Below are 20,673 nucleotides of genomic sequence, written 5' to 3'. Positions count from 1 at the left end.
ACTACACCTTCTCAATAGGAGCAATACTTAGAGAGAGATTTTTTATACCCTTATTTTCAAAAGAAATCATAACCTTTTTATCCTCTCCCTCTCCAGAAAAATTGATAATAGTTCCAATCCCAAAAATCCTATGCTTAACCTTATCTCCAACCATAAAATTATCCTTTTTGGACATATCAAAATTTTTCTTTCTCATTTCCAAATCGTACTTCAAATAGTCCCTTCCAGCTAAGGCACTTTCACTAGCTTTTTCTATTTTTACCTTCTCTCCAGTAATCCTATTTCTAAGTTCTCCTTCTTCCCTCTCAATAGTACCACCTAGCTCATCAATAAATCTGGAAGGAAGCGACTGAATAAGCTTGCCAAAATACATCTTTCTAGTAGAAGAAAATAGAAATAAATTTTCCTTTGCACGAGTTATAGCAACGTAGAATAGTCTTCTCTCTTCCTCTAAATTTCCTTCTTCTACTGCCATCCTGCTTGGAAAATTGTCATCCTCAAGGCCAACCACAAAAACATTTTTGAACTCCAGACCCTTGGCTGAGTGAACAGTCATAAGACTAATACTTCCACTTGAACTTTCAGTCTTGTCAAGTTCACTCATAAGCTTAGCAGTTTGAAGATAATCTTCTAGGCTTGGATTTTCGCTTATATTTTCATATTCAATAATAGCATTTAAAAAAGATTCCATATTTTCAAGTTTAGTTCTAGACTCTAAAGAACCTTCATCTTCATACATCGACTTCATACCAGAAATGTCTATAAGGTCACTTACAAAATCACTAAGAGAAGATTGATTTAGTAAAGTCGCTAGCTTTTTATAAATTCCTCTAAACTCCAAAAAGCCATTTGGAACCTTTCCTGGATAAACACTTTCAAAATCATCACATAAAATCATCTCTAAACTAGAAATTCCTTTTTTTCTAGCCAAATTATCTACCTTTTCTAAACTCTTTTTCGCCAATCCCCCTTCTAGGAACATTGATAATCCTCCTAAAAGAAACATCGTCCGTCTTATTCATAAAAATAGTTAAGTAGGCAACAATATCCTTAATCTCTTTTCTTTCGTAGAATTTAAGGCCCCCAACTACAACATAATTTATCCCGTAAGCAATAAGAGCCTCTTCAAGCTGTCTAGACTCGGCGTTGGTCCTATAGAGAATTGCCATCTCGCTTAGCGCCTCCCCCTTATATAAAAGCTCATTGACCTTTTGAACAAGCTTGTAAGCAGTATCCATATCAGAAGGAAGATTTAAATAAATGGGTTTTTTCCCGCTAGACTTATCCGTCCAAAGCTTTTTCAAATATTTCTGGTCATTGTTTTTAATAAGCTCATTTGCAGCATTTAAAATCTCGCTCGTAGACCTATAATTCCTCTCCAGCTTAATAACCTGACTCGCTTCAAAATCCTTTTCAAAATTTAAAATATTGGAAATATCTGCCCCTCTCCAGCCATAAATAGACTGGTCATTGTCCCCAACAGCAGTCACATTCATGTGTTTTTTTGAAAGAAGCTTAACAAGCTCATACTGAGTTTTGTTGGTATCTTGGTACTCGTCTACAAAAATATAGCTAAACTTATCTTGATAATATTCCAGAGCATCGTCAAAACTTACAAGAAGAATAAGAGTCTTTATAATAAGATCATCAAAATCAAAGGCATTGTACTCTTTCTTTAAATCCTCATAAAGACCATAAATTTCACTAATTTTAATAGAGGCAAAATCATTGCCGTAGTATTTAGTATAATCTTCCGGGAAAACAAGATTGTTTTTTGCATCTGAAATCTTATTTAAAACAAGATTATACTCAATAGTCTTATCTGAAATGTCCAGCCTTTTGTAGACTTCCTTTAAAAGAGTCTTAGAGTCCGTCCTGTCGTAAATAGAAAATCCAGAAGTATATCCAAGCCTATCAGCATAGCGTCTTAAAATTCTCACACAGATAGAGTGAAATGTGCCAATCCACATCCCTGACACATCCTCCTCCAAAAGACTTTCGACCCTTTCCCTCATCTCCTTTGCAGCCTTGTTAGTAAAAGTAATAGCTAGAATTTCAGATTTTCTAACACCTTTTTCCTTCAAAAGATAATAAATCTTACTGGTTAAAACCCTAGTCTTACCACTACCAGCCCCAGCCAAAACTAAGATGGGCCCTTTTGTTTCAAAAACTGCTTTTTTCTGCATTTCATTCAAATTATCTAACAAATTTATCTCCCAACCTCACCTACATAATAAATAGGAATCTAAAAAGATCCCTAAAAGTAATCAAAATAATAAACAAAATTTTTTAAAATCAAATAAATAATATATTAAATCCAGAGTGTAGACAAAATCCAAAAACGCTTATCCGACTGCAGAAACCCCAAAAATCTAAATCTCATAATCCTGTAAATCGATAGCTCGCTAACGCTCAAACAGTTTGGTTTTCGGGCGAATTATTTCAATTTGAATTTCTTACAATTTCTTTCGTATAAAGCGCTACCTTTTGGATTTTGCTACTTTGTCAACAGCCTGATATTAAATCTTTTTTTCTTACACATTGCTTTCCCCCTTAGAAAATTTTTAAAAAAATAAGAAAATCTTCCAAGCAAGCTTTAATTTAGTGAAAGCAAAGAAAATAAAAAAACCTAATCTCGATTTGCCTCAACTTTGTCCTTATACTTAGCCCTAACTCCTCCAATTAACTTTGGCCTAGACCTAAGAGCAGTTAAATTAGCCTCATTAATTTTCTTAACCTTTAGTCTTACAGGAACCTGCACAAACTTAACATGCATACCGATAGAAAGTATCTCCAATATCCATCCCAGCCTTAGCTACAATATGTTCCACAAGAATAGGATCTTCTAAAATTTTATAATAATTCATAGAAAGAGAACCGCCGGCGTGTAAACTTGGAACAACACTTACCTCTTCAAGATCATAAAAGTTTAAAATCTCCCTAGGAACAGTAAGTGCCCTATTTATATGTTCACATCCTTGAACAGCTAAGAAAATACCTCTTTTACTTAAAATATTATAAATCTCATCTATAATAACTTCTCCCACTTCTTCAGAAGAGTGTTTTCCAATATGAAAGCCCAAAACCTCAGAAGTCGAACCTCCAAGCACAAAAATATCATTTTTCTTTAAATTTGATATGTCCAATAATTCTACTAGAGCTTCTCTTACATCATTTCTAATTTTTTCTAACATAAAACCACCCCTTTATGTAAATTATATCATATATATAAGCCTATTTAAAAATAAAAAAGGCAAAAAATAAAGCTGAAAAATATAGTAAAAAAATATTAGTCTAGTCATAAATCTAAAAGTTTATTTATTTTAAAAAAGAGAGTGGACTTATGTCCACTCTCTTGAGTTTATCTCTATTTGAAAAGATTTTCGCTTACGCTATTTTCTCCTCCAAGTACAAAGATTTTTTCTATTTTGTTTCTTTCTAGATATTCTTTTACTACTTGTGGTAATTTATCTTTATTTGTTAGTAAGATTGGGGCTTCTACTTTTCCTGTTACCCCTCCAAATACTAGTGCGTCTGCGTATGCAGTGCTATTAGCTAAAGCGATTTGTTTTGGATTTACAAATGCTCTTTCTGCTATTTTTACTGCTGTTTCGAATCTATCTTTTCCTGAGATTCTGTCCGCTTTTACTCCTAGTTTTACTGAGTTTTCTCCGCCTACTATTAGGATGTCTTTGGCTTTTTCTACTAGTTCTTTTGCACATTCTGGTATGCTATCTTTGTTTACTAGTATTATTCCTCTATTTTCTACTTGTGCTAGGCTTGATGCTGTTAGGGCATCTACTAGGCTTTGTCCGTTTGCTAGGATTAGTTTTTCTGTTTTTCCTGCGGCTTTTGCTATTTCTACTGCTGTTTCGAATCTATCTTTTCCTGCTATTCTATTTAGGTCTAGTTTTAGATTTTCTACTGCTTTTTGTGTTACTGAGTTTAAGCCGCCTATTAGGATTATGTTTTTGGCTCCTAGTCTTTCTATTTCTTTCGCTACTTCGTCTGGAGTCATGTCTTTCTTTATTAGTAGGATTGGTGCGTTCTTTTCTTTTGCTAGTACGCTTGCTGCTAATGCGTCTGCTTCTTTTTCTCCATTTACTAGGATTACGGTCTCTGCACTTTCAAAGTTTTTCTTTGAGATTTCTACTGCTGTCTTGTATCTGTTGTCTCCAGCTTGTCTTTCTTTTTCTATTCCATCAAAGATGTTCTTTTCTGGTTTTACTTCTGGCTTTGGTTCTGGCTTAACTTCAGGCTTTGGATCTGGTTTTGTTCCTGGTTTTTCTCCTGGAATTGGATCTGTGCCTGGTACTTCGCCTGGTGTTGGATCTACAGGCTTTTGTGGTTTTTCTTTTAAGCCTTCTATTGCTTTTTCTAGGGCTTCTTTTGCCTTATCTATTTCTTCTTGGCTTGTTGCATTTTCTAAAGCTTCTTCTGCTTTTTTGATTGCTTCTTCTAAAGCTTTTTTAGATTCTTCTGTTTTGTTTGTTAAATCTATTTTCTTTGCACTATCTACTAGTTTTTGAAGTTCTGTTTTATTAAGTTCTACTGGCTTTTCTTCTAAGCCGTCTATTGCTTTTTGTAGGGCTTCTTTTGCCTTATCTATTTCTTCTTGGCTTGTTGCATTTTCTAATACTTCTTCTGCTTCTTTAATTGCTTCTTCTAATGCTTTTTTAGAGTCTTCTGTTTTGTTTGTTAAATCTATTTTCTTTGCTTTATCTACTAGGCCTTGAAGCTCAGTTTTGTTAATTTCTACTGGATTTTCATAAACAAGTACAATTTCTCCCTTTGAATTTAAAAGTTCAGTTATATTCTTGTCATAGTAATAGTGCTTAGATGTTCCAAATCCTTCTCTTCCAAAAACTAATTCATCAGTATCTTTAAGTTTATAACCTAAAAATCCTTCTTTATATTCTCCATTTTCTGTATAGAAAGGTAGCATATAGTGGAATACATTTGGAGGAAGATGTTTGTAAGCCTTTATTGTTCTAGGCTCAACAATATCTTTACCATTTTCATAAGTGTGTCTTACTACAACATCTATTAGATTTTCATCTGGGTCAGTCTTGCCCTTAGCCTTATCAAACACAACATTAGCTGTAACTTCTGCTTCTTCATTAAAGTTTACTCCATCAGGAGCTACTTGATACCTATAAACTCTACCATCATGGCCTTCTTTTGGTTTATATCCATTAGGTAGGATAACTTCCATAAGCATATTGTTTCCACTGCCTGTCATTCCAAAGCTTTTACCATCTTTCATTCCATCTAGCATTGTCATCATAACTCTATCTCCAGAATCGTGAGTTGCATCGTAAATTGGAGACCAGTAAACACCATTTTCATCAATTAATCTAATTCTTGATTTATGTGCATCTAAGTTTGTTCCACTTATCCATAGTAGAGTTTTTTTAGAGCCTTGGTTAGTTGGAAGGTCTGTATGAGTTATATCAGCCTGTTCTGATCCCCCTTGTGTGCCATAAGATTGGATTTGAATGAAATCTATTACTGATTTTTTAGTGTCTGCTCCTTCAGGGAAGACAGCAATAATACTTCTTTTAAATCTTTCTTCTAGGCTTGCACCAAGTGTAGATTCATAAGTCACTCCTCCATTTACAGATACCATAATAGTGTAAGTTTCAAGCTTATCTGTAGTATTTTCTGGAGCAGTAAAGCTAATAGTTCTATTTTTATCGTCGCCTTCTACCTTAAAGTCTTTTATGATATTATCGGCTTCATCATTGTCACTACTGTAGAAAAGTTCTTTATTTTTAGTATTTTTTTGAATCTTGAATTTTAAATTATCTCCTAAATTATATCCGCTAAGTTTGTAGACAACTTTTCCGTCCTTAGGAGGATTTTGATATCCAGATTCAAAGTGACTTTCAAGGACAATTGCTTCATTTCTTATAATAGTGGAGTTAAATGCCCTGTTAGGTTCTTTTTCATAGTCCATAATAGATCTTTCATCCATGTGAAGGCTATAAGTTTTTGTTCTATCCTTAAAAATTGGTTCAGCAAATGTTATTTTAATAATGTCATTATTTATTTCAACCTTATCATTTGGTCCCATCTTTATGTCGTTATTTATAGATAGGCCTTTTTCAATTGATCCTTCCTTGTAGGCTAATACATTTACAAAAAATTCAATTGCTAGAGTATTGTCATCTATTAAAAATGATCTCTTTGGTGCAATAACTTGTAGGTCGTTTGTATTAGCATCTTTTGTTTGCGAGAAGGTATTTGAAATTTTATTTCCATCAAGGTCTACATAAATCTTATATTCTGTATCTTTATCAACTTTAAATAGATTTATTTTGGCTGTTTGAACCTTATCATTTCCAATAAAGTCATCTTTTATTTCAAAATTACTACTTGCATCTACTTCCATTCCAGAACTTATATCAAATAGACTTATTTTTTTAGATTTAGCCTTATCTAAGTTCTTACCTTTTATAGTAATAGTTTGTTCTCCACCTTCAAGTTTAAGTTCAGGATATTTTACATTTAGCTCATCTAAATCTATCTTAACAATATCTAATTTCTTTACAGTAACTCTAACTTCTATCTTATCTGAATTTTCTTTTCCCTTTGGTGAAACAAAAATTTTATATACCTTGTCTACTTCTGTTTCATTTTTAGGAAGAGTTAATTTGATAGTTCTTCTAGCTTTAAGTCCACTAATAGAAGGACTTAAATTTACTTCTTTATCCCCATCAAATGACTTCACTTCTATCATATCATTGGTAATTTCTTTAGAGTTACCAATTACAAAAATAGAAAAGCTTACTTCTCCGCCAGCATTTTCTAATGTAAAATCTTTTTCGCTGTTAGGATCTTCCTGTATGCTAAAATCAACGCTAGGAGTAGGTGATTCGTTTTTCTTAACAGTTACTAAAACTTGCTTGAAATTCTTATCATTTTCTCCCTTAAATTTAAAAGTATATACATTGTCTTTATCACTTGTGTTTTCAGGAAGTGTAGCAAAATAGGTATTTTTCATTACAAAGCTTCCAGAAACAGCACTTTCTTCTATTTTTACTCCATTTAATAGAATCTCTGTAATTATTTTTTCTGGGTCCGGTTTTGTAGTTAATTTTATAGTAACAGTTCCTCCAGCTGATTCTAGCTCAGTTTTCTTTGAGCTTACAGATAAAACATATTCATCTTCAGAAGGCTCTTCTGGGTCTGGAAGAATTTCTCCGTCACTTCCAACTTTTATTGTTAATCTTTTTTTATCCATTTGATTAGTCCAGAAATCAACTGTATAAGTGTAAGCTTTTCCTAGATTGTTTTCTGGAACGCTTATATTTGCATTTGCTGGAAGTACATCAAAAAATGGGCCCTTGATAGCAACTGTTAAATCTTTAGAGTTAGGATCAGATTTTTTTACTTCATATTTAATATTATCCTCACTTAAATTTTTTCCATATATGTTAAGATAAAATTCTCTATTTGTATCTTTATTTGTAAAAGATTTTTCATAAAAGCCTAAAGCAGATATTCCATCTTCCTTGGCTTCAGGAATTACTGTTATTTTAATAATATTTTTTTCGTCATAGCTTAGATCTTTCTTTTCTTTTATATAAAATTCATATACTTCTTCTTTGCCAATTGTATTTGGATCAAGCTTAGCAGAAAATTCAACTCCATCCATATATTGACCATCATGAGATATTATTGAACTAAATTTAAAATCAATCTTCTTTCCATCTTTGTAGACTAAATATTCCATATCAGCTTCTTTTAAATCTTTTGAATCATATCTAAATTTTACAAATCCGCCCTTTGCTGGTAGGTAGGCATCTCTATTAGATGCAGCAGGTTCTTCCATAATAACATGATATTTTGCATCATTACCTATTTGTGGCTTTTCGTCCTTATCTTCTCCAGGTTCTACTGGATCTGTAGGATCAGTTGGGTTGGAAGGATTTCCAGATTCTATTATCTTATCTTTAGTAGGTGTAACCCTAGGCATGTCTTGCGCTTTAACTGGAAGCGCTGTAACAAGTGATGTAAATATCATTACAAAGCTTAGTAATGCACTTAAAAATCTTTTCATAACATTTCTCCTTTATTTATAAATTTTAAATCAAATATATTATAGCACTTTATTTTTTATATCAATATAAAATTTCTATTATGATTTTAGTTTTTAAATGCTGTAAAACAATTATTTATCTAATTTAAACTTAGTTATGTATCTTTTACTATTATTTTTATGTTTAATTTTTTATATGCTTTATATCTTAAAATAAAACAGCTAAAAATAGGTCTAATAGCTTATAATCTATAATAAGTTAAATTAGGCTTTTAAATATTTTTCATTTTATTTTTTTATTCATTTTAAATATTAAAATCACACAATAAAAAACCAGTCTTATTAGATTTAGCTATAATAAAACTGGCTTTCTTGTTTTTATTTATTTTCTTTTAAAACTTTTTCTGAAGCAAATGTTATTGTAGGTATTAGAATTAATTGTAAAATAATTCCTGGTACAGATTCAGTAACTGAAGCTATAATCCAAGGAAGCATTTTACCCTTAAAACCAAAGAAAGTAGATAGAATTGCTACAACAGCTCCAGCAAATACCCTGCCAATTAGCATAGTTAATAGTAAACTTACAAAAATATTAAGCTTTTTATCTTTATAAAAATATCCAGCAAATAAACCATATATTGCAAGTTCAACTGTCATAATTGGCACCATTGGGAACATAGGTGGCATACTTGTTATAAGGGAAGAAATAATTGGGGTAATTAATCCAACTATAAAGCCTTCCTTTTTACCAAGTATAAATCCTGCTAAAAGTACAGGTATATGCATTGGTAAAAAAGCCTTACCTAAACCCATTGAGTGAAAAATCATAGGTATTAAAATACCTAAAGCTACAAATAGGGCTGACATAACTAAATTTTTAGTCTTCATTTAAACCTCCTTTAAAAATTTTTTTATTTTTAATATAATTTCCTTGTTATCACTTGAACTTTGAGATATTTTTTCCATTGGACAAAGATCTGTTTTATCCCTATTTAAAATCTTATCAACAACTTCATCATAAAAATAGGCTATATCCTTATTCTTTAAATAATCTATAACTTCCCTTGAAATAATTTCTGTATAAAAACTTTTTACTCCAAGTTCTTCTATAAAACTTAAAGCCGCCCTTCCAACAACCTTATCAGCTAAAAAAGAGTCTTTTAGTAGGTCCTTTTTTTCATTGTAGGCTTCAAGGATTGGTCTAATTCCCTTTTTATCTGATTTAAAAATAATCTTTCCATCTTTTACAAATACTAGGCTTAGTTTTTCTTTTTCTAATATTTCCTTTGCCAGTAATAAATCTTTATCCTCCATATTCCCTCCTTTTTTACATCACCTATTATAACATACTAATATAAGGCTTTGTATAAAATAAGTATAAAAAATATAATTTATTAAAGTTGTTTCAGTAAATAGAAAAAATATAAATTCTTTTAATTAATATATATTTTTTCTATAATCGCTCCTAGAGACATTGTATTGAAATTGTAATATTATTTTACTTTATTTATGATATAATTTAATTGAGGTGCTTTATGAAAATATTTAAAAAAGAAAAAATTACAAATGATAGAAATGTAAGAAAAAAATTATATAGAAATAATCCGCCCCACTATGACAATTCTAGAAGATCAAGAAAAGTATATCGTGATGATAGGGATTTTGATGATGATTATTATGATGATTATGATGATTATGATGATTATGATGAATACAACTATTATGACAGGGTAGGCTCTAATGATGAATATGAAACTAGAGAATATAATAGTGGAAAATTCGATAGGTACGAAACTAAGAAAATAACTAGACCTAGAAATATAGATGATGATGTGTATTATTATGAAGATGAGTATGAATATTATGATAATGAGGACTATAATAGAAGAAGACTCGAAAATATAAATAGAAATAATAAGATAAACTATCCACAAAAAAAATCTGGCTGTTCCTCTTTTGCATTTGGATGTTTTATAATATTTGTAATTCTTTTTGCAATCCTTCTAGCACTTATTGCAGCAGCTCTTGGAGGAATAATGCCTTTGTTTTCTTTTTTTATTTAGTTTGATAGAAAGAATTTTGCATTAAAAAAGCAGTTGTATTTTGATATAACTGCTTTTTATTTTATTTATCTTTATATCTTGTTGCGTAAAATGTTAATAGACCGCTATCATATACTATAAGCCCATCGTCTACCATAGATCCTAAAAGCCCGATATCATTTACATTATCACTTATTCCAAGCATATTCCCATAGAAGTCCTCTACAGATCCCAATCTCTCTTTTTTGATAAGCTTATTTAGCTCATCAAGGTCTTTTGGCTCCCTATCTGTTTTTCCTTCAGCTATTACCTGAATGGAGTCTTCTTTAGAAACTATTCTAACGGTTATATCTTTAACTCCATTAGTAAACATATATGAAAGAAGTGAATTTGAAATTTTTATTGAAATAATTGAATCATAATCTAGCATTGTTTTTCCACCTCCTAAATGATAAAACTAGAGAATCAAAGATTGGTACAAGAGCACCTGCTACAAATCCTCCAGCAAAGCCATTATTGTATAAATTAAGTCCTCCATGTAAAAAGGCAAGATTTGAAACAACTCCAACATGAATAAATCCTGCAATTAGTCCTGCAACAAATCCATATTTCCCAGCTATTGGTGCAAGGTTTGTTGCAAAAAGCATAATCATAATTGAAGAAGCTGAATTTTTATCGTAAATATTTACATTTGATGCAAATCTTGCTCCTAAAAGTATAGGTATTGTATTTTTTGGATGCTTTCCAAATGCTGAAAATCCTACTATTGTAAGTATGCCTCCAATTACTGGGCCAGAAAGTTTTCCTCCAAAGATTATAATAAAGAAAAGAGATATAATGCCCATAATCCCCATGTTAAAAAGAGTAACCCTGCCTCCATATATTTCTAGAAAATCTGCTACTAATTGGCCAGTATTTTTCATTAGATTATTATAACTCTCGCCTAAATTTTCAGTGTAAATAAATCCAGCAACAGCCATTATAAAAAAAGAAATGAATAAAATTATTTTTAAATATAAGTCGCTTCCATCGTAAATATAATTTACAGTTTCTATATTTATATCAAAAGTTTTTAAAGTTGCTGCAATGAACATTCCTATTATTCCAGCTGTAAAACCCACATTGTATAAGCAAAAGCCCTGATGAAATCTTAGAAATGATTGGGAAAGAGGAGGAATTAAAAATCCTACAAATATTCCCACTATATATGCTATTAATATTGCTTTAAATCCACCAAATCCCAAGCTAAAAGCAATTTCGCTAACAAGTGGTCCTAGGCAGGAACCAAAAAGGCATGCTAATAAAAAAGACTTAAGTGGCATTTTTATAAATCTTGCATATAAAAAAACGCCTATAGTTATCGGAATTGTGTTAAAAATATTTTTTCCAAAAAATGAGAATCCTGAAACTATAAAGATAGCTGCAATTAATGGTCCACTTACTGATGATTTAACAAATCTTGCCAAAAGTATTGAAAGAATTGTCATAAGTCCGCTATTAAAAAGTGCTGCACCAGGATTTGCAATTTCCATATAATCTGTAATAAGTTTTCCGGAAGAAGTAAGAATAACTTTCATTCCATCAAAAATTTCCCCTGGACTATTTAAAAAAAATGCACAGATAATTAAATAAAACCCAAAAGAGTATAAAAGTAAAAATTCTATCTTTTCCTTATTTTTTATTTTTGCTTTATTCATATTTAGCTCCTAGAAATAATAAACTTTTAAATTTTATATGTTAATAGGTTAATTTAAATTCTAATTTGGTTTTAAAAAAAGCCCTTTTTCAAATTTGAAAAAAGGCTTTAATCTTAGTCTTGCAAGCTAATAGCTCCATCTTCTCCATCAGGTAAACTTACTTCAGGATCCTCATTAGGACTATCTTCGCCAGTATTTCCCAGATGATTTTCTTCAATAGGATTTCTATCTTCTGGTGGTTCTATTGTAATTTCATTTGTTTCTATTGGTGTTTTATCTTCTTCTTGAGGTCTTTCATTTTTTTTGGGACTATTAATATCAGTATTTAATTCGCTTTTTTCTTCATCCAAATCTGCAGGAATTTCAAAGTTAGTTTTTTCTTCTCTTTCTCTTTTTTCTCCTGTAAGTATAAAAATTGTGTCATCTCTTTCTTCATCTGTAACAACTATATAATTAACAGTTTTATTGGAATCTCTAAGTCCAGAAAGATCATCCATAGTTTTTGTCTTTTTACAAGACGTAAGTAAAATTAAGGATAAAGCTCCTATAAATATTATCTTCTTCACAAATTCCACTCTCCTTAAAATAATTATAACATATATTATTATTTTTAAAAGCAGAAATTCCTAATCTTTTTTTATTTCAAGGTCACTTTCACTTACCTTTATCCTATCTTTGAAGTAACCATCCGCTCCATATATAGCTGCAACTGGGTTGTGACCTGTGTTTCTATCCTTTACAATAAGAGTTGTTACCAAGCTATCTGAAAATTTATAAAAAAGACTGTCATGACCAACACAAAGTCCCATAACGATATTAAATTCTGTCTTTTCTTTATTTAAAATTAGGGCTTGAGCAACAGGGTTACACATAGGTTCAAATTCTCCTGGTCTTAATTTTTCTTCTTCCTTTAAGCCAACCTGACATTTATCGCACCCACCAGTTTTGCACATAGCAGATATCAAATTAATTCCATTTTCTCTAAATATCCTATCAACTATCCTTGCTTCATTCATAAGTCCGCCACAAAAAGCTAAGCCAACTCTTTTATAACCCATCATTTTTATAAAAACCATAATTTCCTTTATTCTAGGAAACCTATTATAGCCTATTTTTTCAACCTTGGAAGAATTTATGAAAAACTCATTATAATCCTCTGAAAGAACTATTTCCTTTGCTTTTTCATAAAGCTCTTCATCCTCCATGGGACAAATTGGACTATTGGGATTTTTTTGATTTTTTCTACAGTAAGTATTTGCACACACTGCACATCTAGAGTCCATCTTCTCTTGCACTTATATCACTTCCTTAAAATTTTATATTTAATAAATAAATTTTTAATTATTGTGACTTTTTATAAAATCTAATACCTTATTAAAAATTATATCAGCCCTCTTATCCATAGCTTCCTCTGTAAAATAACCAATATGGGGGCTTAGGATTACATTTTCTAATTCAAATAATTTATAGTCTTTATCTAGTGGTGGTTCTTTTTCAAAAACATCAAGTCCACAGCCTGCAATACTTCCTTCTTTTAAGGCATTGTAAAGGGCATTAGTATCTATAACCTTTCCCCTACTCACATTAATAATTATGCTAGATGGCTTCATAAGAGAAAACTCTTTAGAAGAAACTATATTTTCGGTTTCTTCTGTTAGTGGCAAGTGAAGTGAAATAATATCAGACTTTTTGAAAACTTCTTCCCAGCTTCTATACTCTCCAATTTTTTTGAAATCTTCTTTTTCACTCCTATTATAACCAATTACATTTGCTCCAAAAGCCTTGTAAAGCTCAGCACACCTAGTTCCTATAGCTCCAGTTCCAACAATCCCAACTGTTTTACCTTTAATTTCCCTACCAATGCTTCCCCTTCCTGCCTTTCTTATGGTTCTATCTTGAAAGCTTATTTTTCTAAATAAATCTAAAGTTAAACCAATGGAAAGTTCGGCAACAGAGTTGTTAGCGTATCCTCCTGCATTTACAACTTCTACTCCATTTTCCTTGGCAAAATTTACATCAACATGATCTAAGCCAGTAAATGCAACTGCAATAAGTTTTAAATTCTTTGAATTTGAAAAAGCTTCTTTTCTAAAAGGATGGTTGGCAATTATTGCAATGTCTGAATCTAATACTCTTTCCTGTAATTCATCACTACTTTGAGCAATTTTAGAAAAATACTCAAATTCTACATCTAAATCAGCGAGTTTTTCTGAAAATTCAATAATTTTTTCCTTACTAATATTTAAGGGTTCTAATAAACTTACTTTCATTTTTCTTTCCTAACCATTAAATCTTTTATAAACTTCATACATATCTTTTAGTCCAGCATTTTTTAAGGTTTCCAATACAAAAATTATAATATCTTTTGACTCGATTAAATTATCTCCATGATCTTCAATTGCTTTTTTCTTAACGTCTTTAACTAAGATAGATAGGTCTGACTCATTAAGTGGAGTCTTAGCATCATCTGAGGCTTTAGCTAAGTTATTTGCTAGCTTAACTTCATCAAAAGCTTCTACTCCTCCCCTTCTTTTAATTACAAATAAGCCTTCCTTGCCTTCATAAAGTTTAGCTAAAACAAGTCTTTTTAAATCATCAAGAACAGCAATTATCTTATAAGCATCAAAATCATCTTTATCATTTTTGACACATTCAATTATTTGATCAGCAAGTGTGTTCATTTTATCTTTATTCATACTATTCCCTCCAAAAAATATCTATATATAATATATACCCAAAATAGATAAAAGCTTATAAAACTGCCTATTCAGTCAAAAATTAAATCTATACTTAACTCACCTTCTTAAAAATTATTATTTCATAGTCTTAAATATTCTCTTAAAAAATTTCACAAAAAAAGAGCTAGCTAGGCTAGCCCTAAAAAATTAATTTATTTATTATCTTTTATAAATTTAAGCACATCTTCTTTTACAATTTTTTTATTTCCATATTCCTTTAATAGATCTTCTTCAACACTATCTTCTCCGCCAACTATTACAATATCATTAACATTTTTTAAATAATTCTTAACTGCTTTAGAAATTCTAGATTTTTCAACCAAAATAATAGCTCTTTCTTGAATTCCAACTGCAGCTCCTGAAGACAAGCTATCTGCAAATTTTATACCATTTGTAACAAATACTTTTTTGCCATCCTTGTTAGCTTCCATTGCAACCTTAACTGATGTTTCAAACCTATCTTCTCCAGAAAGTCTTTTTACATCTTTATCTATCTTTTTAATAACTTTATTAGATATGCTATTTACGCCACCAACTGCATAAAATTCATTTGCTTTATCATATTCTTTTAAGAAGTCTTTTGTAACTTCTGGAAGAATATCCTTTCCAACTAAAAGTATAGGTGCTTTTTTGGTAACAGAAAGATAAGATGAGCTTAGGGCGTCAGCAAAGTTTTCCCCACTTGCAAAAATTACATTTTGAGAATCTTTATTTGCTTTTTTTACAAGTTCTGCAAGTTTTGTAGATGTTTCGTACCTGTCATCACCAGCAATTCTTTCAGTTTTGATTTCTTTTAATGCTTCTAAAGCCTTATCAGATATAGAATCTTTTCCGCCAATTACATATACTTTTTCAGGTTCAAGTCTTTCAATTTCTTTTAAAACAGATTTTTGAATCTTATCTTTTGCAGTTAGTAGAATTGGAGCCTTTAAACTGTCTGCAAAAGTAGAAGCAACTAATGCATCTGGATATTTTTCTCCTGAAACTAAAACAACATATTTAGTTTCTTCAGCTTTATAGTATTTCTTAGAAATTTCTACGCTTGTTTTATACCTATCATCTCCAGAAATTCTGTATAGTTTGCTTTCTCCTAAAACATCAACATATTTCTTTACAAGTTCATAAACTTCTTTTAATTTTTCTTCTGTAACTAATTTGTTTTCTAGAGCATCTTTAATTTTTGCTTGTATTTTTTCATTATATTCATTTATAGTTTTCTTTTCATCGTCTGATAAACCTTTATAGAAAGCTTTATATAGATCACTTTCTAAAATATTTCCTAGGTCAGTCTTTAATTCTTTTAGCTTAGTTTTATCTAGCTCACCAATTATATCCATAGCTAGAGTTTTATACTTAAGTTCAAGTTCTTTTATTTGATCTTCGCTTAATGAGCTAGTTAATGTATATGCTTTAAGTTCTCTTAAAAGATTTTCTAGTCTATTTTTAATAGCCTTATCTTTTTCATTATCATCTTTTAAAGCTTTATAAGCCTTAGACTCTTTAAGTTCTGTCACACGTTTAATCTCATTATCAATAAAGATAAAGTCTTTAAGTTCCTTAAGTTCTAAAATATCCTTAGGATTATTTGGATCTAAAAGTTCTTTTCTTAAACCTGTATAAACGTCCATTATATTTAAACCAGCAGCATTTATATCATTATATAGTCTTAGTGCATCCCCTGCAAGTTTAGAAATCTTTTGTCTTTTTGCCTCTGGTAATTGTTTAAAAGAATTCATCTTCATAACTTTTTCTGCTATTTGATTGATTTTTTTAAACTCATCTTCAAAATCTGCTAGCTTATAGTTTTTACTAACAAATTCAAAAACTAAAACATGATATAATTCATTAAATCTTTCAGTTTCATTTTTATCTATTGCACTTTGAACTTCTGTCTTTATAGCTTTTAAATTTGTATCAACCTCTCCAATAAGGCCAATTAATTCTATAAGTTTATTTTTCATATTTAAATTTTCATCTGAAATACCATTTAAAGCTTCTTTAGCCTTATTTAACTCTTCCTTAGCAGATATATAACTACTTTCCTTATTATAGTCAGATAAAAATAAATTTTTAAGTTCAGTGTATTTATCCTTTAATTTTTTATCGGCATTTTTAAATACATCCTTACTTTCTAAATCACTCTTTTCAAGTTCTTTTCTTGTAACTAAAAATATATTTCTATTTACCTTTTCAAGCTCAAAAGAAGAAGTATAGGATTTAAGTGTAGTCATTACATTTTCTATGCTAACTGCTAATCCAAAAGCCTTGTCCATTTTTCCCTTATCTTCATCACTAGCTTTTTTATATGCTTCAGATGAGTGGATTAATTCCTTTAAGCCTACTGTTTTAGCCTTTAAATTATTAAAAGCTTTTTCATTATTTTCTTCGTCATTAAATTTTGCTTCAAGTTCATAAGACTTTCTAAATATACCCTCTAGAGTCTTTTCATCTTTAAGTTTTTCAATTAGAGGTTTGAATTTAGGGTCATTTGCCTTAGAGTCAACCTTTGCTAAAATTTCATTTCTATACTCATTTGCTTTTTTTAAAATACCATCCATAGAAGATTCAGGCATTTTATATTCTTTAGTTTGAGTAGATTCTGTTGCTAGAGCAATATTTTTTAAATTTGCCACTGGCTGTGTTATAAGTGTTGCTGCTAATGATAAAGCAACTATTTTCTTAATATTTCTTTTCATATTTTCCTCCTTATATAAAATATTCTATTAGCATTTTTGCTGATGCAAGAATTGCCATAGTTACAAAGAAAGGCTTTACTATACTAGCCCCTCTTTTAAGTGCAAACTTAGATCCAATATATGCCCCTATAACCATAACTAAAGTTATTATTATTGCGTAGGAGAAAATTACCTTTCCACTTACAATAAAAGTTATAAGAGCAGCTAAGTTGCTAGTCAGGTTTAAAATTTTTGCATTTGCTGAAGCTCTAAGATAGTCAAATCCATAGATTTTGATAAATGCAAAAATTAGAAAAGAGCCTGTACCAGGTCCAAAAAAACCATCATAAAATCCTATAATTAAAGAAATTATACTCATCTTTAAAAAGGCTTTTTCTCCAATTTCCTCCCTTCTGTCAACTAGTCCCATATCCTTTTTAAAAAGAGAGTATATTCCAATTACAATAAGAATAATTATTGCAAAAGGTTTTAAAAAATTAGGATTTAGATTTACAACAATTATAGAACCTATAATTGAACCAATGAAAGAAAATGGAATAAGTTTCTTAATAAGCTTTTCTTCCACTTCTCCTTTTTTATAAAAATTTCTTATGGCTACCCCTGTCGAAATAGCCATAGAAAATTTATTTACAGCTAGTGCATTTATTATGGGAAATCCTGTAATAAGGTATGATGGGATACTTATTACCCCGCCTCCTCCACTAACAGCATCTACAAAAGCTGCCAAAAATAGTAGTGGAAGGAGCAAATATAGATTAACATTCATAAAAATACTTCCTTAAAACTTATTATGAACTAATTATACTTGATTCTATTTCCCAGCACAAATTTTTTTAATTAGAAAATAATATTATTTTAAAAATTAATTAGCACTTGAATAAGCTACTCCAGCCTTAAGTGATCCGCCTCTATACTCAAAAAGTTCAGATACTGTAACTAATTGGAATCCTTTTTTAACCAAGGCTGGAACAATTCTTTCTACAGCTTCTGCTGTAGGATCATGAATATCGTGCATTAGAATAATAGCTCCATCCTTTGCTCCATCCATTACCCTTCTGTATGTTGTATCAGCATTTCTAGATTCCCAGTCTCTTGTGTCAACTGACCAAAGAATTAGAGGATAAGGAGAATTACTTCTTACAAAACTATTATAATCTCCGTAAGGTGGTCTAAAAAGAACTGGCCTTTTTCCAATGGTTGCATTTATCCTATCTGAAGTTTTGGAAAGTTCAGAGTCGATAGAAGCTTTTGAAAGTTTTGTGAAAAATGGATGGCTATATGAGTGACTTCCTATTTGGTGACCTTCTTTATTTGTCCTTTGTAAAGTTTTGGCTCTTTCTCCACCGATAGAAGATCCTAGAACAAAGAAAGTCGCCCTTTGGTCGTATTTCTTTAAAACATCCAAAATCCTTCTTGTAGACCCTATAGCTGGTCCATCATCAAAAGTTAAGGCAAGCATTGGCTTATTTGGATCAATTACTCTTCCCTTAGGTCTTGGTTTAGTATATTTTAAAGTATCGCTAGCAATTTGACTTTCTCCGCCGACAAAAATAATCTTTGGAGAATTTTCTTTAATATAAGAACCAGTTTCCTTTTCAATATAATCCCCAGGACTTAGTAAAATATTCATATTATTTTTTATTGCATAGGAAGAAACAGTTAAGGCATCAATAAATGAATTTGCATTTACTAATAAAACGTCCTTGGCTTCATTTTCTTCCAAGTTTAATTTAGCTATGATTTTGCTAGTTTCAAACCTATCCTTACCTGCAATCCTTTCAGCTGAAAGATATTCTAACTCATTATTGTTTATCATATTCTCTCCGCCTAAAGCGGTTATAGAAAGTCCAAGGTGTTTAACCTCGGTTATGTTTGATTTATCAAGTAAAACTAGAGGAATATTTCCCCTTCTATATGCACTTGAGCTTAAGGCATCAGCTTCACTTCTAGCTACCATAATAGACGAAATATCAGTAATTTCTCTAATTTTTTCTAGAATTTTAATAGATGTTTCAAATCTATCTGCTCCAGAAATCCTTTCAAGTTCAAGACCTAAAGATTTTAAATCTTTTTCTATTTTTGGTCCTAAAGTATTTTCTCCACCTATTAAAATAGCATTTTTTGCACCAAGCCTTTTAATTTCAGCTTTAGTAAATTCGCCAACTCCACCATCATCAGTTAATAGAATTGGAGCTTTTAAATTATAGGCAAGGGCAGAAGCAGCATAAGCATCAAAATATCTTTCGCCATTTACCATTAGAATATAATCTGAATTCTCATAGGTTTTTTTAGAAATCTCAATAGCAGTCCTATATCTGTTATCACCAGCTATCCTTTCATTTGCACTAGCAAAACCAAAAATAAGTGCAAGTGAAAAGAAAATACAGCATAATTTTTTAAACATTTTCACCCTCCTCATAAATTAAAATTTGTTTAATAACTTCAAATGCCAAATCAACTGAATTTTCCAAATCAGTTAAAGAGGAATATCCAACAAATGAATGAATGTATCTTGAAGGAATACCTACAACTAAACACCTAACTCCCAAATTACTTCTATGGATAATGCCTGCATTTGTTCCTGATCCCTTTCTTACAGCATGCTGAATATTTATATTTAATTTTTCAGCTGCTTTTATGGCAAAAGAAATTAAAAGTTCATCTGAAATATAAGATCCATCATAATGTCTTATTTGAGGTCCACCATTTATCTTGCACTGCTCCTTGTAGGCTTCTACAAAATAATCATCTGAAGGAGATCCTTCAAAAACAATAGCATACTTAGGATTTACTTTTCTTGCAGTAATTTCAGCTCCCCTTCCGCCAACTTCCTCTTGACTAGCAAAGGCAGCTACCACTTTTTCGTCAAGTCCATTTTCTTTAAGTTTTTCCATAAGTAAAATACTTGCCGCACAGCCAAGTCTATTGTCAAAAGCCTTTGACCTATAGATTTTCTTTTCTTCATTGAAAGAAAACTTAGTAGCAGGGACAACAGGAGAGCCCGGCCCAATTCCAAGCTTTAAAAGTTCTTCTCTTGAATATCCCCCCATATCAATTTTAATATCCTCAATCTCTGGAGCTCTATTAAGTTCTTCTTTTTCCATAAAATGAATAGGTTTAGAGCTTATAACACCTTCATAATATTTCCCGTCTTTTCCCCTAACCTTTACGACATTAGATCCAATTTGAAAGGGCACAATAGCTCCAAGATTTAAAATAGAAATAAGTCCATTTTCATCAATAAATCTAACAATAAATCCCACTTCATCTGTGTGAGAATCAAGCATAATAAGTGGAGAAGATAAATCTCCAAGGTAGGCATTTTTTAAAGAGTCGCTTTCAAATAAAAAATCTTTTCCATAATTTTTTATTATGTCAACAACATTTTCCTCAAAGCCGCTTGCCCCTTCAGTTTCAGTTAAGTCTTTCACAAGGCAAATCTTATCTATCATAAAA

The 20,673-nt window shown here is 30.8% G+C and carries 18 protein-coding genes; 1 reads left to right on the top strand and 17 read right to left on the bottom strand.

All coding sequences use genetic code 11. The features are described 5' to 3' along the window. Position 1 precedes the first annotated feature (1 nt). The 7 genes from VLK81_RS02855 to VLK81_RS02825 all read right to left on the bottom strand — a co-directional run bounded on the left by VLK81_RS02855 (position 2) and on the right by VLK81_RS02825 (position 9,358). Complete coding sequence (locus VLK81_RS02855; RefSeq protein WP_324619068.1) at positions 2-982, bottom strand: 3'-5' exonuclease; 981 nt, start codon at positions 980-982, stop codon at positions 2-4. Then, on the bottom strand, positions 933-2,207 hold the full coding sequence (locus VLK81_RS02850; RefSeq protein ID WP_324619066.1) for an ATP-dependent helicase: 1,275 nt from the start codon (positions 2,205-2,207) through the stop codon (positions 933-935). Before VLK81_RS02850 ends, VLK81_RS02855 begins: the two co-directional genes overlap by 50 nt. Before the next feature lie 422 nt (positions 2,208-2,629). Further along, positions 2,630-2,776: a DUF436 family protein gene (locus VLK81_RS02845; RefSeq protein ID WP_324619064.1), complete on the bottom strand. Its 147-nt coding sequence runs from the start codon at positions 2,774-2,776 to the stop codon at positions 2,630-2,632. Further along, the gene (locus VLK81_RS02840; RefSeq protein ID WP_324619062.1) at positions 2,766-3,194 is read right to left on the bottom strand and encodes a TIGR01440 family protein; all 429 of its coding nucleotides are present in this window, start codon (positions 3,192-3,194) and stop codon (positions 2,766-2,768) included. The genes VLK81_RS02845 and VLK81_RS02840 overlap by 11 nt, the downstream gene beginning before the upstream one ends. Before the next feature lie 173 nt (positions 3,195-3,367). Then, a complete protein-coding gene (locus VLK81_RS02835) occupies positions 3,368-8,065 on the bottom strand; it encodes a cell wall-binding repeat-containing protein (protein WP_324619060.1) in 4,698 nt (1,565 codons plus the stop codon). A gap of 357 nt (positions 8,066-8,422) precedes the next feature. Continuing rightward, complete coding sequence (locus tag VLK81_RS02830) at positions 8,423-8,932, bottom strand: ECF transporter S component (protein ID WP_324619058.1); 510 nt, start codon at positions 8,930-8,932, stop codon at positions 8,423-8,425. After that, positions 8,933-9,358, bottom strand: coding sequence for a DUF1893 domain-containing protein (locus VLK81_RS02825; RefSeq protein WP_324619056.1), 426 nt, complete (start codon positions 9,356-9,358; stop codon positions 8,933-8,935). It abuts the gene before it with no gap. 221 nt (positions 9,359-9,579) lie between these two features. Between VLK81_RS02825 and VLK81_RS02820 the strand changes: the two genes are divergently transcribed. Then, positions 9,580-10,107 (top strand): hypothetical protein, encoded by a 528-nt coding sequence (locus tag VLK81_RS02820; protein ID WP_324619054.1) that lies wholly within the window; start codon positions 9,580-9,582, stop codon positions 10,105-10,107. Between the two features lie 61 nt (positions 10,108-10,168). Here the strand turns inward: VLK81_RS02820 and VLK81_RS02815 are convergent, their stop codons facing one another. The 10 genes from VLK81_RS02815 to VLK81_RS02770 form a co-directional block, all read right to left on the bottom strand. Beyond that, complete coding sequence (locus VLK81_RS02815; RefSeq protein WP_324619052.1) at positions 10,169-10,516, bottom strand: hypothetical protein; 348 nt, start codon at positions 10,514-10,516, stop codon at positions 10,169-10,171. Then, a complete protein-coding gene (locus tag VLK81_RS02810; RefSeq protein ID WP_324619050.1) occupies positions 10,503-11,783 on the bottom strand; it encodes a DUF1576 domain-containing protein in 1,281 nt (426 codons plus the stop codon). The genes VLK81_RS02815 and VLK81_RS02810 overlap by 14 nt, the downstream gene beginning before the upstream one ends. 113 nt (positions 11,784-11,896) lie before the next feature. Next, positions 11,897-12,349, bottom strand: a complete 453-nt coding sequence (locus VLK81_RS02805; RefSeq protein ID WP_324619048.1) for a hypothetical protein — start codon at positions 12,347-12,349, stop codon at positions 11,897-11,899. A 60-nt stretch (positions 12,350-12,409) separates the two neighbouring features. Further along, positions 12,410-13,078, bottom strand: coding sequence for a DUF1847 domain-containing protein (locus VLK81_RS02800; RefSeq protein ID WP_324619046.1), 669 nt, complete (start codon positions 13,076-13,078; stop codon positions 12,410-12,412). A 42-nt stretch (positions 13,079-13,120) separates the two neighbouring features. Further along, positions 13,121-14,053, bottom strand: coding sequence for an NAD(P)-dependent oxidoreductase (locus VLK81_RS02795; protein WP_324619045.1), 933 nt, complete (start codon positions 14,051-14,053; stop codon positions 13,121-13,123). Between the two features lie 9 nt (positions 14,054-14,062). Continuing rightward, the gene (locus VLK81_RS02790; RefSeq protein WP_324619044.1) at positions 14,063-14,479 is read right to left on the bottom strand and encodes an ATP cone domain-containing protein; all 417 of its coding nucleotides are present in this window, start codon (positions 14,477-14,479) and stop codon (positions 14,063-14,065) included. Between the two features lie 194 nt (positions 14,480-14,673). Continuing rightward, positions 14,674-17,217 carry a cell wall-binding repeat-containing protein gene (locus VLK81_RS02785; protein ID WP_324619042.1) on the bottom strand — a complete coding sequence of 848 codons (2,544 nt, stop codon included), beginning with the start codon at positions 17,215-17,217 and terminating at the stop codon, positions 14,674-14,676. Between the two features lie 10 nt (positions 17,218-17,227). Further along, positions 17,228-17,983: a TSUP family transporter gene (locus tag VLK81_RS02780; RefSeq protein ID WP_324619040.1), complete on the bottom strand. Its 756-nt coding sequence runs from the start codon at positions 17,981-17,983 to the stop codon at positions 17,228-17,230. Positions 17,984-18,079: 96 nt separating this feature from the next. After that, positions 18,080-19,621, bottom strand: coding sequence for a cell wall-binding repeat-containing protein (locus VLK81_RS02775; RefSeq protein WP_324619038.1), 1,542 nt, complete (start codon positions 19,619-19,621; stop codon positions 18,080-18,082). Then, a complete protein-coding gene (locus tag VLK81_RS02770) occupies positions 19,614-20,669 on the bottom strand; it encodes a M42 family metallopeptidase (RefSeq protein ID WP_324619036.1) in 1,056 nt (351 codons plus the stop codon). The genes VLK81_RS02775 and VLK81_RS02770 overlap by 8 nt, the downstream gene beginning before the upstream one ends. Positions 20,670-20,673 lie beyond the last annotated feature (4 nt).

The organism is Citroniella saccharovorans, assembly GCF_035481615.1.
In the GTDB taxonomy this organism is placed as follows: Bacteria; Bacillota; Clostridia; order Tissierellales; family Peptoniphilaceae; genus Citroniella; species Citroniella saccharovorans.
This window is presented reverse-complemented; position numbering and strand designations above follow the sequence as displayed.

Excerpts from the sequence above, each read along its gene's own strand:
- VLK81_RS02855 (WP_324619068.1), bottom strand. The coding sequence starts at position 982 with ATGTTCCTAGAAGGGGGATTGGCGAAAAAGAGTTTAGAAAAGGTAGAT.
- VLK81_RS02845 (WP_324619064.1), bottom strand. The coding sequence starts at position 2,776 with ATGCATGTTAAGTTTGTGCAGGTTCCTGTAAGACTAAAGGTTAAGAAA.
- VLK81_RS02840 (WP_324619062.1), bottom strand. The coding sequence starts at position 3,194 with ATGTTAGAAAAAATTAGAAATGATGTAAGAGAAGCTCTAGTAGAATTA.
- VLK81_RS02835 (WP_324619060.1), bottom strand. The coding sequence starts at position 8,065 with ATGAAAAGATTTTTAAGTGCATTACTAAGCTTTGTAATGATATTTACA.
- VLK81_RS02830 (WP_324619058.1), bottom strand. The coding sequence starts at position 8,932 with ATGAAGACTAAAAATTTAGTTATGTCAGCCCTATTTGTAGCTTTAGGT.
- VLK81_RS02825 (WP_324619056.1), bottom strand. The coding sequence starts at position 9,358 with ATGGAGGATAAAGATTTATTACTGGCAAAGGAAATATTAGAAAAAGAA.
- VLK81_RS02820 (WP_324619054.1), top strand. The coding sequence starts at position 9,580 with ATGAAAATATTTAAAAAAGAAAAAATTACAAATGATAGAAATGTAAGA.
- VLK81_RS02815 (WP_324619052.1), bottom strand. The coding sequence starts at position 10,516 with ATGCTAGATTATGATTCAATTATTTCAATAAAAATTTCAAATTCACTT.
- VLK81_RS02810 (WP_324619050.1), bottom strand. The coding sequence starts at position 11,783 with ATGAATAAAGCAAAAATAAAAAATAAGGAAAAGATAGAATTTTTACTT.
- VLK81_RS02795 (WP_324619045.1), bottom strand. The coding sequence starts at position 14,053 with ATGAAAGTAAGTTTATTAGAACCCTTAAATATTAGTAAGGAAAAAATT.
- VLK81_RS02790 (WP_324619044.1), bottom strand. The coding sequence starts at position 14,479 with ATGAATAAAGATAAAATGAACACACTTGCTGATCAAATAATTGAATGT.
- VLK81_RS02785 (WP_324619042.1), bottom strand. The coding sequence starts at position 17,217 with ATGAAAAGAAATATTAAGAAAATAGTTGCTTTATCATTAGCAGCAACA.
- VLK81_RS02780 (WP_324619040.1), bottom strand. The coding sequence starts at position 17,983 with ATGAATGTTAATCTATATTTGCTCCTTCCACTACTATTTTTGGCAGCT.
- VLK81_RS02775 (WP_324619038.1), bottom strand. The coding sequence starts at position 19,621 with ATGTTTAAAAAATTATGCTGTATTTTCTTTTCACTTGCACTTATTTTT.
- VLK81_RS02770 (WP_324619036.1), bottom strand. The coding sequence starts at position 20,669 with ATGATAGATAAGATTTGCCTTGTGAAAGACTTAACTGAAACTGAAGGG.